The 24,565-nt window shown below is 69.0% G+C and carries 20 protein-coding genes, 1 other RNA gene and 2 pseudogenes; 20 read left to right on the top strand and 3 right to left on the bottom strand.

All coding sequences use genetic code 11. The annotated features are described in order from the left end of the window. Positions 1-65: 65 nt before the first annotated feature. The 11 genes from H3H54_RS11960 to ssrA all read left to right on the top strand — a co-directional run bounded on the left by H3H54_RS11960 (position 66) and on the right by ssrA (position 9,368). Positions 66-326 carry a hypothetical protein gene (locus H3H54_RS11960; RefSeq protein ID WP_262424050.1) on the top strand — a complete coding sequence of 87 codons (261 nt, stop codon included), beginning with the start codon at positions 66-68 and terminating at the stop codon, positions 324-326. 24 nt (positions 327-350) lie between these two features. After that, a complete protein-coding gene (locus H3H54_RS11955; protein WP_262424049.1) occupies positions 351-806 on the top strand; it encodes a TadE/TadG family type IV pilus assembly protein in 456 nt (151 codons plus the stop codon). Beyond that, complete coding sequence (locus H3H54_RS11950; protein WP_262424048.1) at positions 803-1,267, top strand: hypothetical protein; 465 nt, start codon at positions 803-805, stop codon at positions 1,265-1,267. The genes H3H54_RS11955 and H3H54_RS11950 overlap by 4 nt, the downstream gene beginning before the upstream one ends. A 53-nt stretch (positions 1,268-1,320) precedes the next feature. Beyond that, a complete protein-coding gene (locus H3H54_RS11945) occupies positions 1,321-1,728 on the top strand; it encodes a Tad domain-containing protein (protein WP_262424047.1) in 408 nt (135 codons plus the stop codon). After that, a complete protein-coding gene (locus H3H54_RS11940; protein ID WP_262424046.1) occupies positions 1,725-2,876 on the top strand; it encodes a glycerate kinase in 1,152 nt (383 codons plus the stop codon). The genes H3H54_RS11945 and H3H54_RS11940 overlap by 4 nt, the downstream gene beginning before the upstream one ends. A gap of 72 nt (positions 2,877-2,948) precedes the next feature. Beyond that, entirely contained in the window at positions 2,949-4,064 is a 1,116-nt protein-coding gene (gene prfB / locus H3H54_RS11935) for a peptide chain release factor 2 (protein ID WP_262424045.1), read from the top strand. A gap of 247 nt (positions 4,065-4,311) precedes the next feature. Continuing rightward, positions 4,312-5,277, top strand: coding sequence for a cell division ATP-binding protein FtsE (gene ftsE / locus H3H54_RS11930; protein WP_262426470.1), 966 nt, complete (start codon positions 4,312-4,314; stop codon positions 5,275-5,277). Continuing rightward, positions 5,274-6,122, top strand: a complete 849-nt coding sequence (gene ftsX, locus H3H54_RS11925) for a permease-like cell division protein FtsX (RefSeq protein WP_262424044.1) — start codon at positions 5,274-5,276, stop codon at positions 6,120-6,122. The genes ftsE and ftsX overlap by 4 nt, the downstream gene beginning before the upstream one ends. A 70-nt stretch (positions 6,123-6,192) precedes the next feature. Next, positions 6,193-7,548, top strand: coding sequence for a M23 family metallopeptidase (locus H3H54_RS11920; protein WP_262424043.1), 1,356 nt, complete (start codon positions 6,193-6,195; stop codon positions 7,546-7,548). Positions 7,549-7,684: 136 nt separating this feature from the next. Continuing rightward, positions 7,685-8,191, top strand: coding sequence for an SsrA-binding protein SmpB (gene smpB / locus H3H54_RS11915; RefSeq protein WP_262424042.1), 507 nt, complete (start codon positions 7,685-7,687; stop codon positions 8,189-8,191). An 807-nt stretch (positions 8,192-8,998) separates the two neighbouring features. Beyond that, positions 8,999-9,368: a transfer-messenger RNA gene (ssrA, locus tag H3H54_RS11910) on the top strand. A gap of 476 nt (positions 9,369-9,844) precedes the next feature. On the opposite strand, the gene H3H54_RS11905 is transcribed toward ssrA, so the two are convergent. Then, entirely contained in the window at positions 9,845-11,872 is a 2,028-nt protein-coding gene (locus H3H54_RS11905) for a glycoside hydrolase family 3 N-terminal domain-containing protein (protein ID WP_262424041.1), read from the bottom strand. 201 nt (positions 11,873-12,073) lie between these two features. Here H3H54_RS11905 and H3H54_RS11900 point away from each other — a divergent pair, with 201 nt between their 5' ends. After that, a complete protein-coding gene (locus H3H54_RS11900; RefSeq protein ID WP_262424040.1) occupies positions 12,074-13,021 on the top strand; it encodes a phosphotransferase in 948 nt (315 codons plus the stop codon). 36 nt (positions 13,022-13,057) lie between these two features. Here the strand turns inward: H3H54_RS11900 and H3H54_RS11895 are convergent, their stop codons facing one another. Next, on the bottom strand, positions 13,058-13,717 hold the full coding sequence (locus H3H54_RS11895) for a hypothetical protein (protein WP_262424039.1): 660 nt from the start codon (positions 13,715-13,717) through the stop codon (positions 13,058-13,060). Positions 13,718-14,120: 403 nt separating this feature from the next. Between H3H54_RS11895 and hrpA the strand changes: the two are divergent. The 8 genes and pseudogenes from hrpA to H3H54_RS11860 all read left to right on the top strand — a co-directional run bounded on the left by hrpA (position 14,121) and on the right by H3H54_RS11860 (position 24,225). Next, positions 14,121-18,014 (top strand): annotated as a pseudogene (hrpA, locus tag H3H54_RS11890) (ATP-dependent RNA helicase HrpA). A gap of 367 nt (positions 18,015-18,381) precedes the next feature. Next, positions 18,382-18,990 (top strand): hypothetical protein, encoded by a 609-nt coding sequence (locus tag H3H54_RS11885; protein WP_262424038.1) that lies wholly within the window; start codon positions 18,382-18,384, stop codon positions 18,988-18,990. A 134-nt stretch (positions 18,991-19,124) separates the two neighbouring features. Next, positions 19,125-20,580: pseudogene (locus H3H54_RS11880) on the top strand (NAD-dependent malic enzyme). Between the two features lie 337 nt (positions 20,581-20,917). Beyond that, the gene (locus tag H3H54_RS11875; protein WP_262424037.1) at positions 20,918-21,694 is read left to right on the top strand and encodes a DUF1343 domain-containing protein; all 777 of its coding nucleotides are present in this window, start codon (positions 20,918-20,920) and stop codon (positions 21,692-21,694) included. Then, positions 21,589-22,125 (top strand): hypothetical protein, encoded by a 537-nt coding sequence (locus H3H54_RS19650; protein ID WP_395963768.1) that lies wholly within the window; start codon positions 21,589-21,591, stop codon positions 22,123-22,125. Before H3H54_RS11875 ends, H3H54_RS19650 begins: the two co-directional genes overlap by 106 nt. Next, positions 22,062-22,409 carry an ABC transporter permease subunit gene (locus H3H54_RS11870; RefSeq protein WP_262424036.1) on the top strand — a complete coding sequence of 116 codons (348 nt, stop codon included), beginning with the start codon at positions 22,062-22,064 and terminating at the stop codon, positions 22,407-22,409. The genes H3H54_RS19650 and H3H54_RS11870 overlap by 64 nt, the downstream gene beginning before the upstream one ends. Continuing rightward, on the top strand, positions 22,406-23,374 hold the full coding sequence (locus H3H54_RS11865) for an ABC transporter ATP-binding protein (RefSeq protein ID WP_262424035.1): 969 nt from the start codon (positions 22,406-22,408) through the stop codon (positions 23,372-23,374). The genes H3H54_RS11870 and H3H54_RS11865 overlap by 4 nt, the downstream gene beginning before the upstream one ends. Then, complete coding sequence (locus H3H54_RS11860; RefSeq protein WP_262424034.1) at positions 23,371-24,225, top strand: ABC transporter ATP-binding protein; 855 nt, start codon at positions 23,371-23,373, stop codon at positions 24,223-24,225. Before H3H54_RS11865 ends, H3H54_RS11860 begins: the two co-directional genes overlap by 4 nt. Positions 24,226-24,236: 11 nt before the next feature. Here H3H54_RS11860 and H3H54_RS11855 read toward each other — a convergent pair whose 3' ends face one another. Then, on the bottom strand, positions 24,237-24,497 hold the full coding sequence (locus H3H54_RS11855) for a beta-lactamase family protein (RefSeq protein WP_262426469.1): 261 nt from the start codon (positions 24,495-24,497) through the stop codon (positions 24,237-24,239). Between the last annotated feature and the right edge of the window lie 68 nt (positions 24,498-24,565).

The raw sequence follows: 24,565 nt of genomic DNA, 5'->3' as shown, positions 1-24,565 counted from the left end.
CCCGATCCGCACCGTCCATCACACAGACCGGAGCTTGCTCCGAACCGTCAGCCGAGGAGGCCGATATGACTGTCCACCGCACCACACTCCACCGCACCCGTCGCGCCGCATTGCGCAGCGCATCGGCACCGCAGCAGCCATCGAGGCGCACGGTCATGCAGCGGATCCTCACCCGTTTGGGCTCCGATCAAGGAGATGTCCCCGGATGGGTGCTCATCACGTTGATGACGGCCGGGATCGTGGTGGCGCTGTGGGCCGTCGCCTCCGAGCAGATCGTCCAGATCTTCCAGAACGCGATGGCGCCATTCCTCGGCGGCAGCCTCTGACCTCCCGGCACCTCGAGGACCTTCATGAAGAACATCGGACGACGGCACCGGGTGACACCGGGCCCTGCTCCGGCACGGCATCGTGCCGCGCAGCGGAGACTGCTGCGCCGGCTGCGCGCGGATGATGGCGCAGCAGTGGCCGAGTTCCCGATGGTCGCCGTGCTCATCGTCATGATCGGGCTGCTGATCGTGCAGGCGGCGTTGATCGTCCACACCCGGAACACGCTGGTCGACGCCGCGGTCCAGGGCGCCCACCATGCCGCACTGGTGGGCTCCACACCCCAGGACGGCGCAGAGCGTGCAGAGCGCCTCATCGACGAGCGCTTCGGCAACGGTCTCGATGCAGCGGCGACGGCGACGCAGTCGGCCGACGGAACGATCCATGTCCACGTCACCGCCACCCTCCCGCTGGTCGGGCTGTACGGGCCCAGCGGGACGCTGTCGGTCGCGGGACGAGCACTCGACGAGGAGTCGATGTGATCGGGCGGCGCCGCACTGGAGAGGTCGCGATCCGTGACGCGCTCGCGCAGGAGGACGGGAACGCGATCGTCGAGTTCGTGGTGCTCTCCGCCGCGCTGCTGATCCCTTGTCTCTACCTGGTGCTCACCCTCGGCAATGTCCAGGCAGCGGTCTTCGCTGCGGACACCATCTCCCGGGATGTGGCCCGGATCCACGCGACCGAGCGCGTTCCGCAGCGCGCTTCCGAGCGCGCTGCGCGCCACACCGAGATGGTCCTCGAGGATCACGGTCTGTCGCAGCAGGACGTCGCCACGATCAGCTGCAGCGAGGACCCCTGCGCCACCCCCGGAGGATCCGTCACCGCGCAGGTGCGCATCGCGGTCCCGGTCCCGGGCCTGGGACCGATCCTGGGAGACACCGGGCCCGTGGCCGTCGGGGCCTCCCACGTGGTGCAGGTCGACCAATACCGGGCGGGGAACTGATGCAGCTCCCCTCCCGCTCCCTCCAAGCGCGTCTCGCCGATGCCCGCGGATCGATGACCATCCTGACCACCGGGGTGCTGGTGGTGATCCTGTTGGTGATCGCCGCCGGCACCGCGATCACCGGGGTCCACCTCGAGCGCAACGGACTGCAGCACACCGCCGACAGCGCCGCACTGGCCGCCTCACAGGCGGTCGATCCCGCCCGGCTCTACTCCGCGAGCGACGGCGCCGCGATCCACTCCGGCTCCGCACGCACCGCCGCCGAGGAGCACCTGCGCGACTACCCGCACGACACCACCAATACCCAGGACATCCATCTTGTCGACGTCACCGTGAGCGAGGACGGCACAGTGCGCGTGGTCATCACCGCGCGTACGCATCCACCCCTGGCAGGATGGTTCATGCGAGGGACCGGCACCGCCATCCCGCTGACCGTCGAAGGAGAGGCTCGCGCCCGATGACCACCACCCGAACTGTGCTGCTCGCCCCGGACAAGTTCAAAGGGACGCTCAGCGCCGCACAGGTGGTGGACGCATTGCGCCAGGGCATCGCCCAGACCGCCCCGCAGCTGCGCCTGCTGTCCTGCCCCATCGCCGATGGCGGCGACGGCACCGTCGACGCCGCGCTCGCCGCAGGGTTCACGGAGCGCACCGCCACCGTCACCGGCCCCACCGGGGCCGTTCGTGCCGCGCGCTGGGCATTGAAGGACGAGGTAGCGGTGCTCGAGCTCGCCGAGACCGTAGGACTCCAGGCACTCCCGGGTGGGGAGCTCGCTCCTCGCACAGCCTCCACGCGCGGCCTGGGTGAACTGATCCGTGCCGCCGTCTCGGATGGCGCGCACACCATCCTGGTCGGCCTCGGCGGCAGCTCTTCGACCGATGCAGGCACCGGTCTGCTCCAGGGCCTCGGGGCCCAGCTGCTCACCGCGGAGGGCACCGCGATCGCCGGCGGGCTCGAGGCGCTGCCCTCGCTCACCACTGCGGATCTCGACCCTGCGCTGGCCGCCCTCGAGGGCGTCACCCTGATCGCGGCGAACGATGTCACCAACCCGCTGCTCGGGGTCGAGGGTGCCGCCGCGGTCTACGGCCCTCAGAAGGGATTGGCAGCCGCGGAGATCGAGACGGCTGATGCCGCGCTCTCCCAGGCCTCCGAGATCCTCGACCCCTCCGGCAGCCACCGTGACCGGCCCGGTGCCGGAGCCGCCGGCGGCACCGGCTTCGCTCTGTTCCTGCTGGGTGCTGTCCAACGCTCCGGAGCCGATGCCGTGTTCGAGCTCGTCGGCGTCGACGCCCTGCTCGACCAGGCCGACATCGTGGTGACAGGGGAGGGGAAGCTCGATGCGCAGACCCTGCACGGCAAGGGACCGGCCGAGGTGGCCCGCCGGGCCCAGGATCGTGGGCTGGCGGTCGCTGCTGTGGCAGGTGCCATCACGCTCAGCACCGCCCAGCTGCGAGAGGCCGGCATCCTTGGCGCGTGGGATCTCACGTTCCGTGCCGGATCGACTCGGCGCGCTCTCGAGAACGGCCAGGAACTCCTGGTCGAGGTGGGTTGCGACCTCGGCAGCTGGCTCGCCGAGACGGTGGAGCAGCGGTCCTCCACCGGCGGCTGACAACGCTCTGCGGCGGAGTCTTCGCGGGGATTCGGACTGCATGCCCAGCCCCCTGCCGTAGACTCCCACATCGTGGCTTCCATCGACTTCTCCGCAGAGATCCCCCAGCTCCGCTCGACCCTGTCCTCCATCGAGCAGGTGACCGACATCGAGGCGCTCGACGCCAAGATTGCCGACCTCGAGCTGCAGGCCTCCGACCAGAACCTGTGGGACGACGTCGACAACGCGCAGAAGGTCTCCTCGGCGCTGTCCCACGCACAGTCCGAACGGCGCCGCATCAGCGAGCTCACCTCCCGCATCGAGGACCTCGAGGTGATGGTCGAGCTCGCCGCTGAAGAGGATGACGCCGACACCCTCGCCGAGGCCGAGAACGAGCTGGTCAGCATCCACAAGACGCTCGACGAGCTCGAGGTGCGCACACTGCTGTCCGGCGAGTACGACGAGCGTGACGCCGTGATCACCATCCGCGCCGGTGCCGGCGGCGTCGACGCCGCAGACTTCGCCGAGATGCTCATGCGCATGTACCTGCGCTGGGCGGAGCGTCACGGCCATGCTGCGAAGGTCATGGACACCTCTTACGCGGAGGAGGCCGGTCTGAAGTCGGTCACCTTCGAGGTCTCCGCCCCCTACGCCTACGGCACGCTGTCCGTCGAGGGTGGCACGCACCGCCTGGTGCGGATCAGCCCCTTCGACAATCAGGGCCGCCGCCAGACTTCCTTCGCCGCGGTCGAGGTGATTCCGCTGATCGAGTCCACCGACGCGATCGAGATCCCTGAGAACGACCTCAAGGTGGACGTGTTCCGCTCCTCCGGGCCCGGCGGCCAGTCGGTGAACACCACTGACTCGGCTGTGCGCATGACCCATCTCCCCACCGGCACCGTGGTGTCGATGCAGGACGAGAAGTCGCAGATCCAGAACCGTGCTGCGGCGCTGCGCGTCATGCAGTCGCGCCTGCTGCTGCTGAAGAAGGCCGAGGAGGCCGCCGAGCGCAAGGAGCTCGCGGGCGACGTCAAGGCCAGCTGGGGCGACCAGATGCGCTCGTACGTGCTGAATCCGTACCAGATGGTCAAGGACCTGCGCACCGAGTACCAGGAGGGCAACCCCTCCTCGGTGTTCGACGGCGAGATCGACGAGTTCATCGACGCGGGCATCCGCTGGCGCGCCGAACAGGGCAAGTCCAACAGCTGATCGACGTGCTGCGAGCTTGCGAGCGGCAGGAGATCGGCGGGTTGTGAAGAGTCTGATCGACGTGCTGCGAGCTTGCGAGCGGCAGGAGATCAGTGCAGCGAGGACAGCTGATCGCCGCCGCCTTGGTGACCAGCGGCACGCACACTTGACCAGGTTTTGACCAGGACCGAGCCCCAGCCTTCGTCGAATCCGGTCCCTGCGCCCCTACCCTGGGAGAGCACGACTTCCCCAGATGCGACAGGCACCAGTGATCCGGTTCGACGACGTCACCAAGACGTACATGCGTGGCCAGCACCCCGCGGTGGAGAATCTCGACATCGAGTTCTCCCGCGGGGAATTCGTGTTCCTGGTGGGGGCTTCCGGCTCTGGGAAATCGACTCTCATGCGCATGGTTCTCAAGGAGGTCGCGCCCACCCGCGGCACCGTCTATGTGGCAGGGAAGGACCTCTCCCGCCTGCCGTCCTGGAAAGTGCCGTCGCTGCGCCGCGACATCGGCATGGTGTTCCAGGATTTCCGCCTGCTGCCCTCGAAGACTGCGTACCAGAACATCGAGTTCGCTCTCGCGGTGATCGGCACTCCCCGCAAGGTCGTGCGCCGCCTGGTGCCCGAGATGCTCGAGATGGTGGGCCTGGAGGACAAGGGCAAGCGACTGCCGCATGAGCTCTCCGGTGGTGAGCAGCAGCGTGTCGCGATCGCTCGCGCCTACGTCAACCGGCCCTCGATCCTGCTGGCCGATGAGCCCACCGGCAACCTCGACCCGTCCACCGCTTCTGGCATCCTCGATCTGCTGACCGAGATCAACGAGCGGGGCACCACGGTGGTCATGGCGACGCATGACCGCAACGCCGTGGATCGGATGCAGCGCCGTGTGGTCGAGATGGTCGGCGGTCAGGTGGTGCGTGATGAGGAGGGCGGGAGCTACGAGACTCCGGCGCCGGTGAGCGTCATCTCCGGGAACCTGCCTGACGACTCCGCCCACCGCGAGGAGCATCCGCTGGATGACGAAAGCCTGGTCGCCGATTGGGATGGCGCGCCCGAGCAGGAACCCTCTGAGGCCGAGCCGGCGTTGGCCGCCGCTCGGCACGATGCCGAGCCCGGCAGTGGTGTCCCCGTCCGCGACATCCTCGAGGAGGACCTGATCGACGAGCGCGAGGCGCAGCGGGTCCGGGACGAAGATCCCTTCGCCGAGGACGACGAGGAGGAGCTGCGATGAGAGCGCGGTACATCCTCGGCGAGATCCTCACCGGCCTGTGGCGGAACATCTCCATGGTCATCTCGGTCGTCATCGTCACGGCGGTCTCGCTGACCTTCGTCGGCACCGGCGCGCTGATGCAGAAGCAGATCATGGACATGAAGTCGACCCTGGTCGAACAGGCCCAGGTGACGATCTTCCTGTGCTCACCGCATTCGACAGCCTCATCCTGCGCTGGTGGCGCCGCGACCGACGCGCAGATCGACTCGGTGCGAGAGGCTCTCGAGGGGGACGTGCTGTCCCCGTACGTCGCCTCCTATTCCGAGCGCTCTCAGGACGAGGCGCTGTCGATCTACCAGGAGCAGTTCGCAGGGGAGAGCTTCGTATCGAACTTCGCCGCCGAGGACATGCCGGTCTCCTTCCACATCACCCTCGAGAACGCGGACGACTCCGCGGCCGTGGTCGAGTTCTTCCAGGGCCGTGACGGGGTGGACGAGGTCACCGACCTGCTCAACGCCTTCGCCCCGTTCATCGACGTGCTGAACCAGTCCACGATGTTCGCGCTCGGCCTCGCGGTGCTGATGCTGATCGCGGCCCTGCTGCTGGTGGCCACCACGATCCGCATGTCCGTCGCCGGCCGACGACGGGAGATCGCGATCATGCGCCTGGTCGGCGCCTCGAACCTGTTCATCCGCCTGCCGTTCCTGCTGGAGGGGCCGTTGCTGCGATCATCGGCGGCATCATCGCCTCCGGCATGCTGTGGGTGGGCCTGCACTACATCGTCCAGGGATGGCTCGCCCCCACCCTCGGCGAGCAGCTCATCACCGTCGGCGTCGCCGATCTGCTCTGGGCCGCACCGCTTCTGATCGCCCTGGGCGCCTTACTCTCGATCGCCTCCTCGGTGGTCTCCCTCAACCGCTACCTGAAGGTGTGAGCATGTCCCGGAGCATCCTGCGCCGTCCCCTCAGCATGATCGCCGCCGTCCTGGTGGCGCTGCCGATGCTGGCGACGCCGATCTCCCCGGCGATGGCCGAGGGCAGCAAAGAGGACAAGATCGCCGAGCGCGAAGAGGTCGATCAGCAGCTCGAGGATCTGCGGATCGAGCTGGATGACGTCAGCGGCGAGCTCGCCGACACCTACATCGCGCTCGCGGAGACCGAGCTGCTGATCCCCCAGGCGCAGCAGGATCTCGAGGAGGCCCAGGCCGAGCTGGAGGAGGCCCGCGAGGAGGACCGGCTCATCGGCGAGCGCCTCTCCACGGCTCAGGAGGAGGAGGAGCGGCTCTCCGGCGCGGTCGAGGCGGGACAGGAAGAAGTCGACCGCAGCGGCGGTGAGCTCGCGACCGTGGCTCTGACCGCGTATAAGGGCGGCGGGATGCCCAGCCCCTCCACCATCTACCTCGGCAACCAGTCCCCGCAGGACGCGGTCGATCGTTCGATGAACTACCGGATCACGATGTCCTCCCAGGGCACCCGCCTGGACTCGCTGCGCACGGACCAGGTGGTGACGGAGAGCTCCGCCGAGCGCCTCACCGCCGTGCGCGAGGAGATCAAGCAGCTCAAGATCGATGCGGAGGAGGCCGTCGAGCGCACCGAGGAGGCCGAGGAGCAGGCGTCCGCGGCGAAGCAGCAGCTCGACGATCTCTATACGACGCAGCAGACCCAGCGCGACGATCTCGAGCAGAAGAAGAAGAAGCATGAGGGCGATGCCAGCGCCCTGGAGACCCGCAGCACGACTCTCGACAGCGAGATCGAGGAGCTCGCCCGCGAGGAGCGCGAGAAGGAAGAGCGCGCGCGCCGCGAGCGTGAGCAGGAACAAAGCAAAAGCAGCGGCAGCAGCGGCGGAGGAGGAGGAGGAGGGGGAGGTTCCTCCTCCTCGAGCGGATCGGCCGATACCGGCGGTGGCTGGGTCTATCCCGTCAATGCACGGCTGAACTCCAACTTCGGTTGGCGCGTGCATCCGATCTACGGCACCCGCAAGCTGCATGCCGGCGTCGACTTCCCGGTCGGCTGCGGAGTTCCGGTGGGTGCCGCCCACTCAGGCCGCGTGATCGCACGCACCTTCAACAGCGGCGCGGGCAACAAGATCATTCTCAGCCACGGCATCCACAACGGCCGCCTGGTCACCAGCTCCTACCACCACCTGCAGGGCTACGCGCAGCCGGTAGGTGCGCAGGTCTCCGCCGGCACCACCGTCGGCTACGTGGGGAACACCGGATCCTCGACCGGCTGCCACCTCCACTTCGAGATCCATGAGGACGGCAACGCCGTCAACCCGGGCAAGTACATCTGATCCCCGGCACGGACGTATTGCTCACCGCTGACGAAAATCATTCGCGACCGGCGGTGACCACCGCGTAAGCTGGGGCGTCCGGTCGCTCGGTGCGATCGGCCTTGCACTGACCACCGCGAATGACAGGAGGGACACGATGTCGGCGAAGAAGACTGCGGCGAAGAAGGCCGCTGCGGACGACGGGCCTCCGAAGAAGCTCATCGCCTCGAACAAGCGCGCCCGGCACGACTACTACATCGACCAGACCTGGGAAGCGGGCATCGTCCTGTCCGGGACCGAGGTGAAGTCCCTGCGGGACCGCGGCGCCTCTCTGATCGATGGGTACTGCTACATCGAGGGTGGCGAGGTGTGGATGGACAACGCCCACATCGCGCCCTACGTCAAAGGCACCTGGACCAACCACGCCGCCCGCCGCAAGCGCAAGCTCCTGCTGCACAAGGGAGAGATCGAGAAGCTCGCCAGCAAGTCCCGCGAGAAGGGCTTCACGATCGTCCCGATGGAGATGTACTTCCTGGGCTCGCACGCCAAGGTCGTCATCGGTCTGGGACGCGGCAAGAAGGAATGGGACAAGCGTCAGACTCTCCGCGAGAAGCAGGACCTTCGCGAGGCGCAGCGCGCCATGCGGCAGCGCGAGCTCGCCTGAGCCATGCTCGTCGGCCTCAGCGCCCACCCCCAGATCGCGTCGCTCCAGGCGGGTGACGGTCTGCTCGCTGGATCTGATCGCACCTGCATCGGCCACCCCCAGCCGCTCCCGCATGAACAGCGCCCGCTGCGCGTCCTCCAGCGCTGCGGCCCACTGCCGTGCGGCGGCCGCGGGGCGGTCCGCTCGCTGCTCGGCGAGCGCGTGCTCGAAGCGGCACTTCGCCCGGTGCTGGAACACCGACGCCAGGGCGGACAGCGACGACGGGGAGGTGGGGTCCTCGAGCCCGGTCTCCTCAGCGGCCAGGTCCAGCTGCTCCTCGGCGGCGAGGAAAGCACCCTGCCACTGCAGCACGTGGGCGTAGCGGGCCCGGAGCATCGCCCGCCTCACCGGGGGCAGGCCGCTCTGGGCGAGAGCGGCACGGCCGGCGATCGCAGCTTCGTCGAGCCGTCCGAGCATGCGCAAGTAGGCCACGGTGCGAGGATCCTGCGGATGCTCCGCGCACCAGGCGGACAGCGCCTCCGGGTCCGAGACCACCTCCCGCAGGCTGTCGTCATCGATCCGGATCTGCACACCGGCTGCTTCGAAGCTGCTCACCGTCCCATCATCACCGCGACGTGCGGGCGGGGTCCAGCGTGGTGGGCTTCGCCGTGAGCTGAGGGATACTCACTTCAGTTCGTCGGCTTGGCGGGGTAGAGTAGGAGCACGACGCACGGGGAGGCCCGTCGTCAGTGGGTGTTTGATAACAGAAGAGTGAGTGCAAGGACGGCCCTGAGGGGTCGTCGATATCTGTGCTGCATACCCACGCTGGGGGCCGATCGGTTTCGACGGTAGTTGTCCAGCAAGGGAAGCGGGCCGAGAAGCCAGAGTCATCTCGTAAACGTTCTCTGGAAACCAATAAGTGCCGAACCTAAGCGCACTGACTTCGCTCTCGCTGCCTGATCAGCGCTAGCAGTCTGGAACCCCGGGCGTGCTTCTGACCCGGATCGTTCCATCATCTAAGAAGCCACTGCTGCCGACCCTCGTCATCGGGGAAGGATGAACACCTCAGAGTGACTGAGTCTGTCGACGACGTGTCCGTGCGATCGTCGGGACTGAGAAAACGTCAATACGGACTGCGCCCGGAGAAGCCCTGGCTCCGCACTATCGGACGCGGGTTCGATTCCCGCCGGCTCCACCATTGCACTCACCACGAAAGGCCCCCTCACCTGCGCATTCGCGCAGGGAGGGGGCCTTTTTCGTTCTCTGGCACGGGGGTCGCTGTGACGCTAAAGGTTCCAGCTGGCGGTACCTTCCGCGACGTGGCGACCGGGTACGTGGTGCAGGGTGACTGCGGCCGGGCCGCGGCGACCCGAAAGGTTCCACCTGGCGGTACCTTTCGCGACGTGGCGACGTGGCGACGTGGCGACCTGGCGACCTGGTACGTGGCGCGGGGTGACTGCGGTCGGGCTACGGTGACGCGAAAGGTTCCAGCTGGGCGGTACTTTTCGTGACCTCGTGACCTCGTGACCTCGTGACCTCGCGACCTCGCGACCTGGCGACCTGGCGACCTGGGGACCTGGGGACCTGGCGACCTGGGGCGGGGCGCGGGACAACCTGGGGTTGCGCCCGCCCGCGCCCGCCTGCCCCCGCCCGCGGCGCGACCCCCGCGCCTGGTCAGCCGCCGTAGGTCAGGCCGTGGCCGAGCTGGTACCGGTTCCCATCGGAGTCGACGTACACGTAGGGGCGCCCGCCCATGTGCTTCTCCTTCGCGAACCCGGGGACATCATTGGGCGAGGCGCAGCGCCCGTTGTCGTCCACCGCGATCGCCGCTGCGTCGATCGGGAAGGTCAGCGGCAGCTTCCCGGTGGGGGCGAATTCGCCGAGCATCGCCTCGACCATCACCGGGTAGTCCGTCTCGAAACCGACCAGGAGGGCGTCGGCGAGCGGTTCGATCGCATCCAGCAGCCAGGGGAACAGGGCGTTCAGCCCGATCACCAGCGTGTCCACGCTGTCCCGGATCTCCCGCACCTTCTCGATGTCGATGTGGGAGTGCTCCCCGATGCTGAGGTCCCCGATGCCCACGTATTCGAAGTACGAGCCGATGAAGGGACGCAGCAGCAGGATCGCGACATCCGCATCGCGGTGATCGGTGGTGAAATCGATGCCGGGGTGGGCCTGTGCGAGCTGCCGGCGCAGCGCATCGAGGCGCTTGACGGTCAGGTCGGTCGCGAACAGCTCCACGTAGACGCGCTTGCCGCTGAGGGCCTCCACCGACAGCGGCAGCACGCCGCCGTGGTTCTTGGCCAGCACCACGGACCTGCGGTGCGCATCCTCCGCCGCGGCGCGCGCCTGCGCGTTCTGGACCACGCGGTCAGCGGCCTCGGCGTCCACATACGGGTCCTCGAACAAGCCCAGCGCGAACAGCTCCTCGAGCAGCAGCGCGGCGGCCTCGTCGAGCCGCTCGGAGGTGAAGTGGCCCTGCACGAAGGCTTCCCGCACTGCGGCGACATCGTTGGTGTCGGCGAAGATGTCGGTACCGGCCATCACGGCGCGGCCCACCCGCTCGGCGGTGCTGAGCTCCTCGACGCCCCACGCCATCTTCGAGAGCACACCCGAGTCGGAGTTGATGTAGCCGCGGTGGCCCATGTCCCGCAGCAGGTTCAGGATCTCGTGGTTGAACGCGAAGCCGACCTGTTCGAAGACCGTGACCCGGCCCTGCGGGGTGGAGGACTTCTCGGCCGAGGGGATCGCGTAGTACGGCATCACCGAGGAGGTGCCGGCGTCGACCGCGGCCTGGAAGGGCGGCAGGTGGTAGTTCTCGAGCGAGCCCGGGGTGGGGTAGATGTTGAACCGGCCCTCCGCATAGTGCGGGTCGGTGCCGTTCTCGCGAGCGCCGCCGCCCGGGAAGTGCTTCGTCGTCAGTGCCACCCCGTCGGCCGCGAGCCCATCCCTGCCCTGGAAGCCGCGGACCAGCGCCGCGATCGCGCCGCTGACGAACTCGGGATCCTCCCCGAGCGTGCCCTGGCCGCGGAACCAACGCGGGTCGGTGAGCACATCGGCCATGTACATGTAGCCCTTGCGCAGGCCCGATGCCCGCCACTCCGCACGGGAATGCTCGGCGAAAGATTCGACCACCTCGAGTGAGGCGGTCGCGGCGAGGCCCAGGGTGCCGGGCCACGCCGTGAACGGCTGATCCTCGGGGGTGCCGCCCATCTTGAAGGCGCCGGCCTCGTTCTTCGAGTTCGCGGCAACGATCACGGGGATGCCGAAGCGGGACTCCTCGGCCACCTCGTTCATGGTGTTGATCCAGGTCGCGATACGACCTCCGGTGGGCTCCTCACGCATGATGAAGTGACGGATGCCCAGCTCCGAGATCATCTGCGTGGTCCCCTCGAAGGGGATCCCGGCGCTGGTGTGCGGATCCAGCTTGATGGGCAGGTACTGCTCGTCGAGCACGCCATCGTGGCTGGTCATCTCCTTGTTGCGCTGAGAGATGCCCATGGGCCGGGAGGTGATCACCATCAGGCCGATCTTCTCGTCGGGCGACATCCTGCGCACCAGGTCCGCGGCGCGCTGGGCGGGAGGCAGGCGCCAGTCCTCGAACGGGGTGAGCTCGCCGTCGCCGTCGAGGTCACGGAAGCGCAGCCCGTCGACCTCGATGATCTGCTTGACCCTGCTGGAGAGGTGGACCTGCTCGGTCATCGCTGTCCTCCTGTGGTGATCGGTGCGGGGCCCGGTGCGGACCTCGCCACCCGGCCGCGTCCCGCTCACCGTAGCCAGCGCACGGCGTGGTGCACGGATGTTGTCCCGGATTGCCCCTGTGCGAGCCTGCGCCGACACGCGTACACGCTCACGAGCAGGGCGGACGTTGCTCGGGGGTGTGCGTCCCCGTACGGTGGCGGGATGACCGGCGTGCCGCGTGCCACCCCCTCTTCGCCGTCTGCCGACCTGCCGGTGGACCTGCGTCGTATCGAGCTGCTGTGCGCCCGGCTGCGCCCGGAGGAGGGGTTCCAGCTCGAACGGATCACCTGGGCGATCGGGCGCGGCCCTCGTGGGGAGGGCTGGGACAACGCGTTGTGGCCGATCGGTCTGCTCGACGGGCAGCAGCTGGTGCTGCGGGTCGCACGGCGTGAGTCGACCCGCACCCTGCTGGGCCGCGAGGTGACCGTGCTGCGGCGCCTGCGCGGCCTCGGGACTGCGCTGCCGATGGACATGCCGACAATCCTGGCGACCGCCGATGACGCGGTCCTCGTCCCGTGGATCGAGGGGAGCACTGCGGACGAGGTCGTTCCTGCGGTGCGTCATGCGGTCGCCCTGGATCTCGCCCGCATGCTCGCCGCCGTCCACTCCGGGCCAGCACCGGAGGTCGGCCGGAACCCTGTGCGGGGAGTGCCTCTCGCCGCGCGGGCCGAGACATTCGCAGCAGATCTGGACCGCGCTGACCTGTCCCCGGCACTGCGGGAACATGCGGAGGACCGTTGGAGGGCCGGGCTGGCGGCGGAGACCTGGCAGGGGCGCGAGCTGCTGCTCCACGGGGACCCCCACCCCGGGAACGTGGTGGTGCCCGTACCCGGCACAGGAGGCCGGGCTTCGCTGATCGACTGGGGAGACACCACCCGGGGCGATCCGGCCAGTGACCTGGGAGGGCTGCTGCTGCATCTGCCCTCGGAGGTGCTGCTGACCGCGTATCGGGAAACGGCCGCCTGGACCGGGATCGATGATGACGTGGTCTGGCAGGCCCTGAGCGCCAGAGCGTGGGCGTGGGGGACGAAGATCGCGCTCTCCCTGGTCACGGCCTACCCGCCCGGTCACGGGCTGGCCGCGGCCGGAACGCGAATGCTGTCGAGCTGAGGCCCGGGCTGGACGGCGTCCGGCGGCCCGCAGCACCTATCGCCTTGCTCTGAGGTCCTCGCCAGCCCAGATCAGGTCCTCGAGCCGGTCCCTGAGGTCCTCGAGGTCGATGCAGCCGAGCTCGTCGGCCACCCGCCGGAAGGTCTCCAGCTCGTCCTGGACCGGTGTCACCACGAAGGGGTCCAACGGCTGGGAGCAGTCCAGCAGGTCTGAGGACAGCACTCGCAGCTCGTCGATGCAGTCCCAGCGCTCGCCGCATCTGCCGATCAGGTCGATGACGGGGATCTGCGCGGGTACGGAGATCATCGGGGCGCCGAAGGTCCTCGTGATGTCCGCCGGGGTCAGCAGACGGTGGGCGTGGATGTCGAAGAGCACCAGCGCGTGATCCTCCGCGAGCGTCGCCAGCTGTGCGAGTGCCGCAGGTTGGGGACCGTTCAGCTCGATGGTGAGCATCTCACCCCAGATCGTTCCGATCTCCGATGGCACACGCCAGCGGCTGGTCGGGCTGCTCAGCGTCGGCTTCAGCAGTTCCGTCGCCAGGCGGCAGAACGTCATGACCTCCGGGTCCTTGTCCGGGACAGCTCGGCTCCGTCGCCATGCGATGCCGTGGCTGATCATGCGGGAGGAGTACTCACGGCAGGCAGCGGCAGCATCCGCCGGCAGGGGGCCGGGCCACAGTGCCAGAGCGTGGCTCATCGGTCCGCTCCGAGCCGGTTCTCCTGCGCGCGTGGTGTCCGCGACTGTTCCCAGGCGTCACCAAGGGAGCGGAGCCCCGTCGGGAGGTCGGCGCACGTGGCGGCATCGTCGTCGTCGGCCGGTCGCGGCCCTTTCCGAAGCCCCAGGCGATTGATCATGCCGGACAGCGTGCGCGTTGTGTCGTCGTCACCTGTTCACTTCTCCACAATCCCCAGGTGACAGGAGGTGCCTGACTCCTCCTCCCCACCCGCCCCTGCACTGCAGCCACGGCGCGCATCCCAGGGACCGCGCGCCACTACCGGCGCAGTGATCGCGGAAGGCGCTCGGCCCCACGGGTGGCATCGAGCACCGCCACGGAATCCCCGCGACCCGAAGGATGCTCTCGACGTAGAGTGGGCTCGCCATGACCACGCCTTCCACGACGCCCGACCCGGCCAACGCCGCGGTTCCCGGCCCGCGCATCACGTACCCCGGGGACCTCCCCGTCTCCCAGCGTCGGGGAGGACATCCAGGCCGCGATCCGCGAGCATCAGGTGGTGGTGATCGCCGGCGCCACCGGCTCAGGCAAGACCACGCAGATCCCCAAGATGCTGCTCGAGCTCGGCTACGGGCAGCGGGGGAAAGCTGATCGGCCACACCCAGCCGCGCCGGATCGCCGCCCGCTCCGTCGCCCAGCGCATCGCCTCCGAGCTCGGCGAGAAGCTGGGGGAGGGGACCGTGGGATACCAGGTCCGCTTCACCCGGGAGACCGGCCGCGGCACCCGGCTGAAGCTCATGACCGACGGCATCCTGCTGGCCGAGATCGGCCGGGATCGGCTGCTCAAGCGCTATGACGCGATCATCATCGACGAGGCCCACGAGCGGTCGCTGAACATCGATGTGATCCTCGGATACCTCCGCCAGATCCTGCCCCAGCGGCCGGACCTGAAGATCATCATCACCTCCGCGACCATCGATCCCGAGCGCTTCGCCGAGCACTTCGGCACCGCCGCGCCGTCGGGTGAGCGCAAGAATGCGCCGATCATCGAGGTCTCCGGCCGCACCTACCCCGTCGAGATCCGGTACCGGCCCCTGGTGCTCGAGGCCGAGGTGGAGGACGATGACGAGCTCGAGGACATCCACTCCGTGGAACGTGACCTCACCCAGGCGATCACCGACGCGGTGGACGAGCTCGCCGCCGAAGGGCCCGGGGACATGCTCGTCTTCCTCCCCGGAGAGCGCGAGATCCGCGAGATCTCTGATGCTCTGACCACGCACCTGAACCGGGGCACCCGGGGCGCTCCGCGCTGCCGGTCGAGGTGCTGCCGCTGTTCGGCCGGCTCTCTGCGCAGGACCAGCAGAAGATCTTCTCGCCGCCTCCCTCGGGCACCTATCGGCGGATCATCCTGTCCACCAACGTCGCCGAGACCTCGCTGACGGTCCCGGGCATCACGTACGTGGTCGATGCCGGGCTCGCCCGCATCTCGCGCTACTCCCAGCGCACCAAGGTGCAGCGCCTCCCCATCGAGCCGATCTCGCAGGCCAGCGCGAACCAGCGCTCCGGGCGCTCCGGTCGCACCTCGCCCGGCATAGCGATCCGTCTGTTCTCCGAGGAGGACTTCGAGGGCCGGCCCGAGTTCACCGAACCGGAGATCCTGCGCACCTCGCTCGCCTCCGTGGTGCTGCTGATGACCTCGCTGGGGCTCGGGGATGTGGAGTCCTTCCCCTTCGTCGAACCTCCCGCCACACGCGCCATCACCGACGGTGTGCGCCTGCTGGACGAGCTCGGCGCGATCGAGGATGCCCCGTCCGAGCCCGGCGGGCGCAGGCTGACCCCGTCGGCCATATCCTCGCCCGCTTCCCGCTGGATCCGCGGATGGCGCGGATGCTCATCGAGGCTCACCGCCTGGGTGCCCTGCGCGAGGTGCTGATCATCGTCGCAGCGATGTCGATCCAGGACCCGCGCGAGCGGCCGCTCGGTCAGGAGCAGCAGGCGAAGGAGAAGCACAAGCGCTTCGAGGACGAGACCAGCGACTTCCTCGCCTACCTCAACCTCTGGAACCACCTCCAGGAGCGCCGCAAGGCACTGTCGAACTCCGCCTTCCGCCGTGAGGTGCGCTCCGAGCACCTCCACTACCTCGGATCCGCGAATGGTGGGACCTGCACACCCAGCTGCGGGACATGGCCAAGGACGCGGACCTCTCTCGCAATGACAACGACGCCTCCCCGCAGGCGATCCACCAGGCGCTGCTGGCGGGACTGCTCAGCCATGTGGGGCTGCACGACGACCGCAGTCGCGAGTATTCCGGCGCCCGCGGAGCGAGGTTCGCACTGTGGCCCGGCTCAGCGCTCGCCAAGAAGCGCCCCGACTACGTGATGGTCGCCGAGCTGGTGGAGACCTCCCGCCTGTGGGGCCGCACCGCCGCCCGGATCGAGCCGTCCTGGGCGGAGGAGACCGGCTCCCACGTGGTCAAGCGCTCCCACTCCGCGCCGCACTGGTCCTCGAAGCAGGCCTCCGCGATGGCGCACGAGAAGGTCACCCTGTACGGGGTGCCGATCGTGGCCGATCGGGTCGTCGGCTACGGGCGCATCGACCCCGAGTCCGCGCGGGAGATCTTCCTCCAGCACGCCCTGATCGAGGGGACTGGCGCACTCGCCATCACTTCTTCCGCGACAACCAGGCCCTCATCGAGGAGCTCGAGGAGCTCGAGGCGAAGACGAGGCGCCGCGACCTGCTGATCTCCGACGAGCAGCTGTTCCGCTTCTACGACGAGCGGATCCCCGCGAGCGTCGTCTCCGGCCGCCACTTCGATACCTGGTGGAAGACACAGCGCCACGAGACCCCGGACCTGCTCACCCTCACGGAGAAGGACCTGCTCGCTGCTGAGGAGGGCGTGGCCGAGGCGATCGGGGCTGATTTTCCCGACACCTGGGTGCAGGGCGACATCACCCTGCCACTGAGCTACTCCTTCGGCGAGGTCGGCGCGAAGGGCACCGACGGCGTCACCGCCACTGTGCCCCTCGCCGTGCTGAACCGGCTGCAGCCGCATGGCTTCGACTGGCTCGTGCCCGGCATGCGCGAGGACCTGGTCACCGAGCTGATCCGCTCCCTGCCCAAGCCGATCCGCCGCCACCTGGTGCCCGCGCCCGAGCGCGCCAAGGTGGTCGCGGCGACGCTGCATGACGATGATCCGAACTCCGGCGAGGCCTTCCTCGAGGCGGTGGCCGACGAGCTGGTCGCCCTGCCCGGCGTGCCGGACGACCTGCCGCTGTACGGGCCCGAGTTCGACACCGCGAAGCTGCCCGCTCATCTGCGGATGCATTTCCGGGTGGTCGACGACCGCGGACGCGAGATCGGCAGCGGAGATGATCTCGAGCAGCTCAAGGGGCGGCTGAAGAAGCGGGTGGACGCCTCCGTCTCCTCCCAGGGCGACGGTCTCGCCCGGAAGGACCTGGACGGCTTCCCCGACCAGGGAGTGCCGGCGGTGCACGAGTCGACCGTCGGCGGGCTGAAGGTCACCGGCTATCCGGCGCTGCTCGCGCGCCGCGGGGCCGACGGGCAGCTCCAGCGGGTGGACCTCGCGGTGCTCGCCACCGCGGACGAGCAGGCCCTCTCCCACCGCGAGGGCGTGATCGCGCTGATCGACCGGGAGATCGGCACGGATCTGTCCGGAGTGCTGAACGCACTGCCCAACCCCACCAAGCTCGCCGTCTCCGGCTCCGATTACGCCTCGACCGCCGCACTGCTGGCCGACGCCTCGCGCGCCGCCACCGTGCACCTGGTGGGGAGGCGCAGATCCGCACCCGCGCCGAGTACGACGCGCTGCTGGCGACGGTCCGGGCCGAGCACGACGCGCTCGCCGCCCAGGCGGTGAAGAACGCCGCCTCTGCTCTGGCCGTGGGGGCGAAGCTGCACCGGGAGATGGGCAGGGCGACATCCCTCGCGGTCCTGTCCCACCTCACCCAGATCCGTGAGCATGCCGCGGGGCTGCTCGGCGACGGCTTCATCTCCCGCACCGGCATCGCGCACCTGCCGGAGCTGAGCCGCTACCTCGAGGCGGATCTGCGCCGTCTCGAGAAGCTGCCCGAGAACCCGCGCCGGGACACACAGCTGGCCTGGCAGGTCGGCGACATCGAGCAGTACTGGGCGGCGCGGAAGGCGAAGCTCAGCGCCCGTCTGCGTGCGAGCACCGCGGCACGGGACATCGACTGGCTGATCGAGGAGTTCCGGGTGAGCCTGTTCGCACAGACCCTCGGCACGAAGCAGACGGTCTCCGACAAGCGGATCCGCAAGACCATCTCCGAGATCAGCAGCTGAGGCTCCTGATCCTCCCGCCGGACGGCTCCGCGATCTTCGTGCGGGGCGCCGTGAGGTGAGGCAGGTCCCCTTCCGGGTAGCGGCGCCGGGGCTTGTGAAGTCTTTACGATCCGCTGCGGAGGCTGGCACGAAAGTGCCGGAAGGGGCCCGGGCCCTCTGGCTGGATCCGAGGAGAAGACCGGTGATGACCCCGGTCAGCGGGTTCCTCGCGGCGTCCCATACCCAGGTCATGTGAACGCCAAGTGAGCCTCGCAGGGCGCTGCAGCGGTACGAAGGTGCACTTCCCAGCCTCCCAGCGAATCGTTACGTTGGCACGGCCCGGAACGCCGGGCACGATCCCCGCCCCAGGCCCAGAAGGATTCCACCCATGTCGATGCCCACAGCTCAGCGTTCGCCGCTGTCCCGCCGTCATCTGCTGATCGCCGGCGCTCTCGGTATCTCCTCGCTCGCCGCGCTGGGCACCGCCGCCCCGGCACGCGCCGCGGACGAGGTCTGGACCGAGGAGTTCATGACCCGCCCGGAAACCCGCGAGGGCTTCGACATCGGCTCCATGGACGACTGGCAGATCGACAACGCGAAGTTCATCATCGCGGTCTGCGCCGGGCACGGCTTCGGGATCGAGGGCACGAAGATCACCCTGATCACGGCGATCGTCGAGTCCTGGCTGTACAACTACCAGCCCGCCGTCGACCACGACTCCGGCGGCCTCTTCCAGCAGCGGCCCTCGATGGGCTGGGGCACCTACGATGAGGTGCGCCACAAGAAGAAGGCGATCGACGCGTTCCTCGGCCTCGGTGCCCACTCCTCCCCGCCCGGTCTGCTCCAGATCGTCCCGAACTACAAGGAGTGGGAGCCCGGCACGGCCGCTCAGGAGGTGCAGAGATCTGCGCACCCGGGCCGCTACTCGGAGCAGCTGCCCGCAGCGCAGGCCCTCTGGGATCGCTACGCGCACGACGTCTCGCCCTACGTCGGCTGAGCCGGTCCCCGGCCCACGGGCTCGGGGTGGAGGGCGGCTCGCTGACCGGCGGATCCGGCACTGGCGCAAGTTGAGCAGATGCTCCTGCCGCGTCCTGCCCCTGCAGAGGCGCTCACCTCGTTAGGATGTGCCCCATGTCACCGTCGCCATCAGTGAGCTACTCCATCACGATCCGTCTCGAGTTCGCCGCCCGCTCCGCCGCGGTCAGCGACATCACCAGCCGCATCGAGCGCCGCGACGCCACGGTCACCGCGCTCGACGTCTCTGCCTCCGGGCCCGAACGGATGCGCGCTGACATCACCGTGCTCACCGCGGGGCACGACCATGCGATGGAGGTCGTCGACGAACTGCGCGGCGTCGAGGGGGTGGAGCTCGGCAAGGTCTCCGATCGCACCTTCCTCGCGCACCTGGGAGGCAAGCTCACCGTCGAGTCCAAGCTGCCGATCCGTCACCGCGATGACCTCTCGATGATCTACACCCCCGGTGTGGCCCGTGTGGTCAAGGCGATCGCGGAGAACCCTGAGGATGCTCGCCGGCTGACCATCAAGCGCAACACCGTCGCCGTGGTCTCCGACGGCTCCGCCATCCTGGGACTTGGAGACCTTGGCCCCCGCAGCGATGCCGGTGATGGAGGGCAAGGCTGCGCTGTTCAAGCGCTTCGCGAACATCGACGCGTTCCCGATCTGCCTGGACGCCCATTCGGTGGACGACATCGTCTCCCACGTCAAGGCGATCGCTCCGGTCTTCGCCGGCATCAACCTCGAGGACATCTCCGCCCCACGCTGCTTCGAGATCGAGGACCGGCTGCGCGCCGAGCTCGACATCCCGGTCTTCCACGACGACCAGCACGGCACCGCGATCGTGGTCGTCGCCGCGTTGCGCAATGCGCTGCGCGTGGTGGAGAAGGACATCGACACCGCACGCATCGTGCTGTCCGGGGCGGGTGCGGCCGGCACCGCGATCCTTCGCCTGCTGCGTGCCGCGGGCGCCCGCGACGTGGTCGTCACCGATATCGACGGCATCGTCCACGAGGGTCGCGAGCAGCTCGAGGGGCGGCTGCCGTGGATCGCTGAGGTCACCAACCCTCGCGAGCTCACCGGCACGCTCCGCGATGCGGTGGCGGGGGCGGATGTGTTCATCGGCGTCAGCGCCGGCAATCTCCTCACCGCTGAGGACGTCGCCACGATGGCGGACCGCTCAGTGGTGTTCGCGATGGCCAACCCCACACCCGAGATCGATCCTGCCGAGGCGGTGAAGCATGCCGAGGTGGTGGCGACCGGCCGCAGCGACTTCGCCAATCAGATCAACAACGTGCTCGCCTTCCCCGGTGTGTTCCGCGGGCTGCTGGACGCCCACGCGACGCGGGTCAGCGACCGGATGCTGCTGGCGGCGGCGAAGGCCCTCGCCGACGTGGTCACCGCCGACGAGCTCAACCCCACCTACATCGTGCCGAGCGTCTTCCATGAAGGCGTGACGAAGGCGGTCGCGAGCGCGGTCGAGCAGGTGGCCCGCGAAGAGGCCGGGACGGTCGACACGATCACCGGTGCGATGACCGCGGTCTACGCGGACGAAATCACGCTCGACGGCTGAACGACGTACTGCGAGCTTGCGAGCGGTAGGAGTTCGGCAGGTGGGCGGAGCCTGAACGACGTACTGCGAGCTTGCGAGCGGTAGGAGTTCGGCAGGTGGGTGGAGCCTGAACGACGTGCTGCGAGCTTGCGAACGGTAGGAGTTCGGCGCGTGGGGCAGCTCTGAGGCTCACTGACGAGCCCGGCGGAGAGGACGTCTCCTTCGCCGGGGCCGTCGGCGTGCTCGGGAGGGCCGCGCCGGCCCCACAGGTTTCCGTAAGGGGGTTACGGAAACCCGGCGGCGTGTGTAGCGTGCTTCCATGTTGTCCGCATCACATCCCGTGTCAGCACTCGATCGAGTGCTCCTCAACCCCTCGCTGCTGCAGCCGGGCCGGATCGGCCTGCTCACCCACTCCGCCGCTGTGACGGCGGATCTCGCCCGCGGCGTGGACGCGCTGCTCGCCGCCGAGATCGGCGTGCACTGCCTGATCTCCCCGGAGCACGGGTACTGGGGCACAGGCCAGGCGGGCGACGGCCACGACGAGGGCCATGACCACACTACCGGCCTGCCCGTGCTCGATGCATACGGCAAGGACGCAGACGGGCTCGAATCCCTGCTCGCCGAGTCCGGGATCGACCAGGTCGTCATCGATCTCCAGGACATCGGCTGCCGCTTCTACAGGTACATGTGGTCGATGACGGACACGATGACAGCGTGCGCCCGTCTCGGGATGCCGGTGACCGTGCTGGACCGCCCGAGCCCGCTCGCCGTCACGCCTCTCGGGCCCGGCCTGGACGCCGACTGCGCGAGCTTCGTGGGTCGCTACGGGATCCCGCTGCGGCACGGCGCACGGCTGGGGAGATCGCCCGCACGATCGCCGAGCGCTTCCTCGACACCGCGCTCGAGCTGCACGTCATCGACGCCCCCGGCACGGACGGGACCGCCCCGTGGGTCGCCCCCTCCCCGAACATGCCCACGCTCTCCACAGTGGCGCTGTATCCGGGAACGGGCCTGCTGGAGGGGACGACCCTGTGCGAAGGGCGGGGCACCACCCGCCCCTTCGAACTCTTCGGCGCGCCCTGGTGCGGGCCCGAGGTCGCAGGGGCGCTGCGCGAGCTGGACCTGCCGGGCGTGAGCTTCCGTGAGGCGCGCTTCCGTCCCACCCACGGTGCCTTCGCCGGCCGGACCGTCCACGGCGCACAGGTCCACCTGGCAGGAGGCTCCGACGGAACCGGCGGCGGCGCGCCGCTCGCGCTCGCTGCCGGTTTCGACCCCTGCGCGTCGGCCACGCGATCATCGCCACCATCGCGGCGCTGCACCCCGAGCAGCCGCTGTGGCGCGATCCCGCACCGGGCCGCCCTCCCTTCATCGATCTGCTGTGGGGTCCGCCGCGCTGCGGGACGGCATCGCCGCAGGCACCGGGTACGACGAGATCCTCTCCGCCTCGCAACCGCGACTTCGTCGAGGCCGCGCGGGCCACCGGGGAGAGCCGGGCACGGATCATGTTCTTCGAAGTGCTGCCGAACATGCTCCCGCTGGTCGCCGCCGGATTCTTGTTCTCGGTGATCGGCGGGATCCTCGCCGAGGCGGGCCTGGCCTTCCTCGGACTGGGCTCGCTGACCACCACCAGCTGGGGCTCGATGCTCTACTTCGCCCAGAACGCCCAGGCACTGCTCTCGGGCGCCTGGTGGTGGTTCGTCCCACCGGGCCTCGCGATCGCGGTGATCGGCGCGGGGCTGGCGCTGATCAACTTCGGCATCGACGAGTACTCGAACCCCGGCTGCGCACCGGTGCCGCCGCCACGCGCGGACGCGGCGGCCGTGCCCGCGCCGCAGGGGCCGATGCCGTGACCGCCGATGCCCGCGCCACCGGGATCGGCAGCGGTGCGCCGTCGGCCCCGGGCGGCGCCACCTCGGCGACCGCCGAGCATGTGGCCCTGACGGAGCAGCGCAACGACGACGAGGATCCGGCGCTCGCACCGCGGATCGCCCCCTCGCCGATGCCGGGGAGCCCGATCATCGAGGTCGACTCCCTCAAGGTGGAGTACCCGACCGGTCACGGCACCGTGCATGCCGTCCGGGATGTCTCGCCCACCCTGCGCCGAGGGGAGATCCTGGGACTTGCCGGCGAGTCAGGGTCGGGGAAGTCCACCCTCACCAATGCCATCACGCGGCTGCTGCGGCCGCCGGCGCGGATCACGGGCGGCTCGATCATCTATCGCGCGCAGGACGGCACCCCGACCGACCTGTTGCACCTGGAGGAGCGTGAGCTGCGGGTACTGCGCTGGAACGAGATCGCCGTGGTGTTCCAGAGCGCGATGAACGCGCTGAACCCGGTCACCTCGATCCATGACCAGTTCGATGACGTGGTCCGCGTGCACCGTCCGGGGCTCGCCCCGGCGCGGCGCACCGAGATCGCGACGGAGCACCTCGCCCGGGTGGGCATCGAGGCCGACAGGCTCCACGCCTACCCCCGTGAGCTCTCCGGCGGTATGAAGCAGCGCGTCGCGATCGCGATCGCGCTGGTGCTCGAACCGGACGTGATCTTCATGGACGAGCCGACCACTGCCCTGGACCTCCTGGTCCAGCGGGAGGTGCTCGACCAGATCGTGCAGCTGCGCGAGGAATACGGCTTCGCGATCGTGTTCACCACCCACGATCTCGCGCTGCTGCTGGAGATCTCCGACTCGGTCGCGGTGATGCGACGTGGACGGCTCGTCGAGTACGGGCCGGCCATGGACATCTATCACGATGCCCAGCACCCGTACACCAAGGACCTGCTGTCCTCTCTCGCCGACCTGGGGAGCCTCGCATGACCACCACCGACACCGATCCGCAGCGACCGGAGCAGGACAGCACTGCTGTCCTCGAGGGACTGCACCTCATCAAGGAGTACCCCGTCGGCGCGCGCAGCGGCCTGCTGAGGCGCCAGCGGACCATGCGCGCAGTCGATGACGTCTCGATCTCGCTGGCCAGGGGCCGCGTCACCGCCATCGTGGGCCAGAGCGGCTCGGGCAAGTCCACTCTGGGCCGGATGCTCGCACGGCTCATCCCCGCCACCTCGGGGAAGATCTTCCTGGAGGGGCGCGAGGTGCCCGCCAAGGAGGGTTCCGGCCACCGGGAGTACGTCGGTGACGTGCAGCTGACCCTGCAGGATCCCTTCGCCTCGCTCAACCCGCTGCGGCGGGTCGCCTACACGCTGGGCCGAGCGGTGCGCATCCACCAGGACGTGCGCGGCAAGGCGGTCATCCACGAGCGCAGCCTCGAGCTCCTCAAACGGGTGGGGCTCGCCCCTGCCGAGCGGTATCTCGACCGTTTCCCGCACGAGCTCTCGGGAGGGGAGCGGCAGCGCATCTCCTTCGCGCGGGCGCTCGCCGCCTCACCGAAGGTGCTGATCGCCGACGAACCGGTCTCGATGCTGGACGTCACGATCCGCCGAGAGATGCTCGACCTCATCGATTCGCTGCGACGCGATGAGGCCCTTGCGGTCCTCTACATCACCCACGACCTCGGCAGCGCCCGGCGCTACTCCGACGAGGTGATGGTGATGCACCACGGCCAGGTGGTCGAATCGGGGCAGAGCCGTGCGGTGATCGATGATCCGCAGCACGAGTACACCCGGCGGCTGCTCGCCGCCGCACCGAACCCGGCGGCGCGCAGACGCTGAGCCGGGCCGGTTCAGCGGAAGGCGATCCGTGCGATCTCGTGCCGTGCCCGGTCCACGGTGAAGCGGTCGCGGTGCGGGTGGACCCGATTGGTCAGCAGCACCGCGACGGTGCCTGAGACCGGATCGGCCAGCACCGAGGTGCCGGTGAAACCGGGATGCCCGACGACCCGGGGCAGCAGCGTGCCCGGGGCGGTCTCCTGCCCGATCCGCAGACCGAATCCCTGGGCCCACGGTGCGCCCGTGGTCAGACCCGCTGGGAGCTGGTCGCGGATCAGCAGCTCGCGAACCCCGGGGAGAGGGGGACGCCGGATGCGCGCCCGGCGAGCACCCGGCCGAGGGC

The organism is Brachybacterium sp. Z12 (assembly GCF_014400405.1).
Lineage (GTDB): Bacteria > Actinomycetota > Actinomycetes > Actinomycetales > Dermabacteraceae > Brachybacterium.
Note: the sequence above shows the minus strand (reverse complement) of the source record. Positions and strands in the feature narration are given on the sequence as shown.

Coding starts and splice junctions, on each gene's coding strand:
- H3H54_RS11960 (WP_262424050.1), top strand. CDS start 66: ATGACTGTCCACCGCACCACACTCCACCGCACCCGTCGCGCCGCATTG.
- H3H54_RS11955 (WP_262424049.1), top strand. CDS start 351: ATGAAGAACATCGGACGACGGCACCGGGTGACACCGGGCCCTGCTCCG.
- H3H54_RS11945 (WP_262424047.1), top strand. CDS start 1,321: ATGACCATCCTGACCACCGGGGTGCTGGTGGTGATCCTGTTGGTGATC.
- H3H54_RS11940 (WP_262424046.1), top strand. CDS start 1,725: ATGACCACCACCCGAACTGTGCTGCTCGCCCCGGACAAGTTCAAAGGG.
- ftsX (WP_262424044.1), top strand. CDS start 5,274: ATGAGAGCGCGGTACATCCTCGGCGAGATCCTCACCGGCCTGTGGCGG.
- H3H54_RS11920 (WP_262424043.1), top strand. CDS start 6,193: ATGTCCCGGAGCATCCTGCGCCGTCCCCTCAGCATGATCGCCGCCGTC.
- smpB (WP_262424042.1), top strand. CDS start 7,685: ATGTCGGCGAAGAAGACTGCGGCGAAGAAGGCCGCTGCGGACGACGGG.
- H3H54_RS11905 (WP_262424041.1), bottom strand. CDS start 11,872: ATGACCGAGCAGGTCCACCTCTCCAGCAGGGTCAAGCAGATCATCGAG.
- H3H54_RS11900 (WP_262424040.1), top strand. CDS start 12,074: ATGACCGGCGTGCCGCGTGCCACCCCCTCTTCGCCGTCTGCCGACCTG.
- H3H54_RS11895 (WP_262424039.1), bottom strand. CDS start 13,717: ATGAGCCACGCTCTGGCACTGTGGCCCGGCCCCCTGCCGGCGGATGCT.
- H3H54_RS11885 (WP_262424038.1), top strand. CDS start 18,382: ATGTCGATGCCCACAGCTCAGCGTTCGCCGCTGTCCCGCCGTCATCTG.
- H3H54_RS11870 (WP_262424036.1), top strand. CDS start 22,062: ATGTTCTTCGAAGTGCTGCCGAACATGCTCCCGCTGGTCGCCGCCGGA.
- H3H54_RS11860 (WP_262424034.1), top strand. CDS start 23,371: ATGACCACCACCGACACCGATCCGCAGCGACCGGAGCAGGACAGCACT.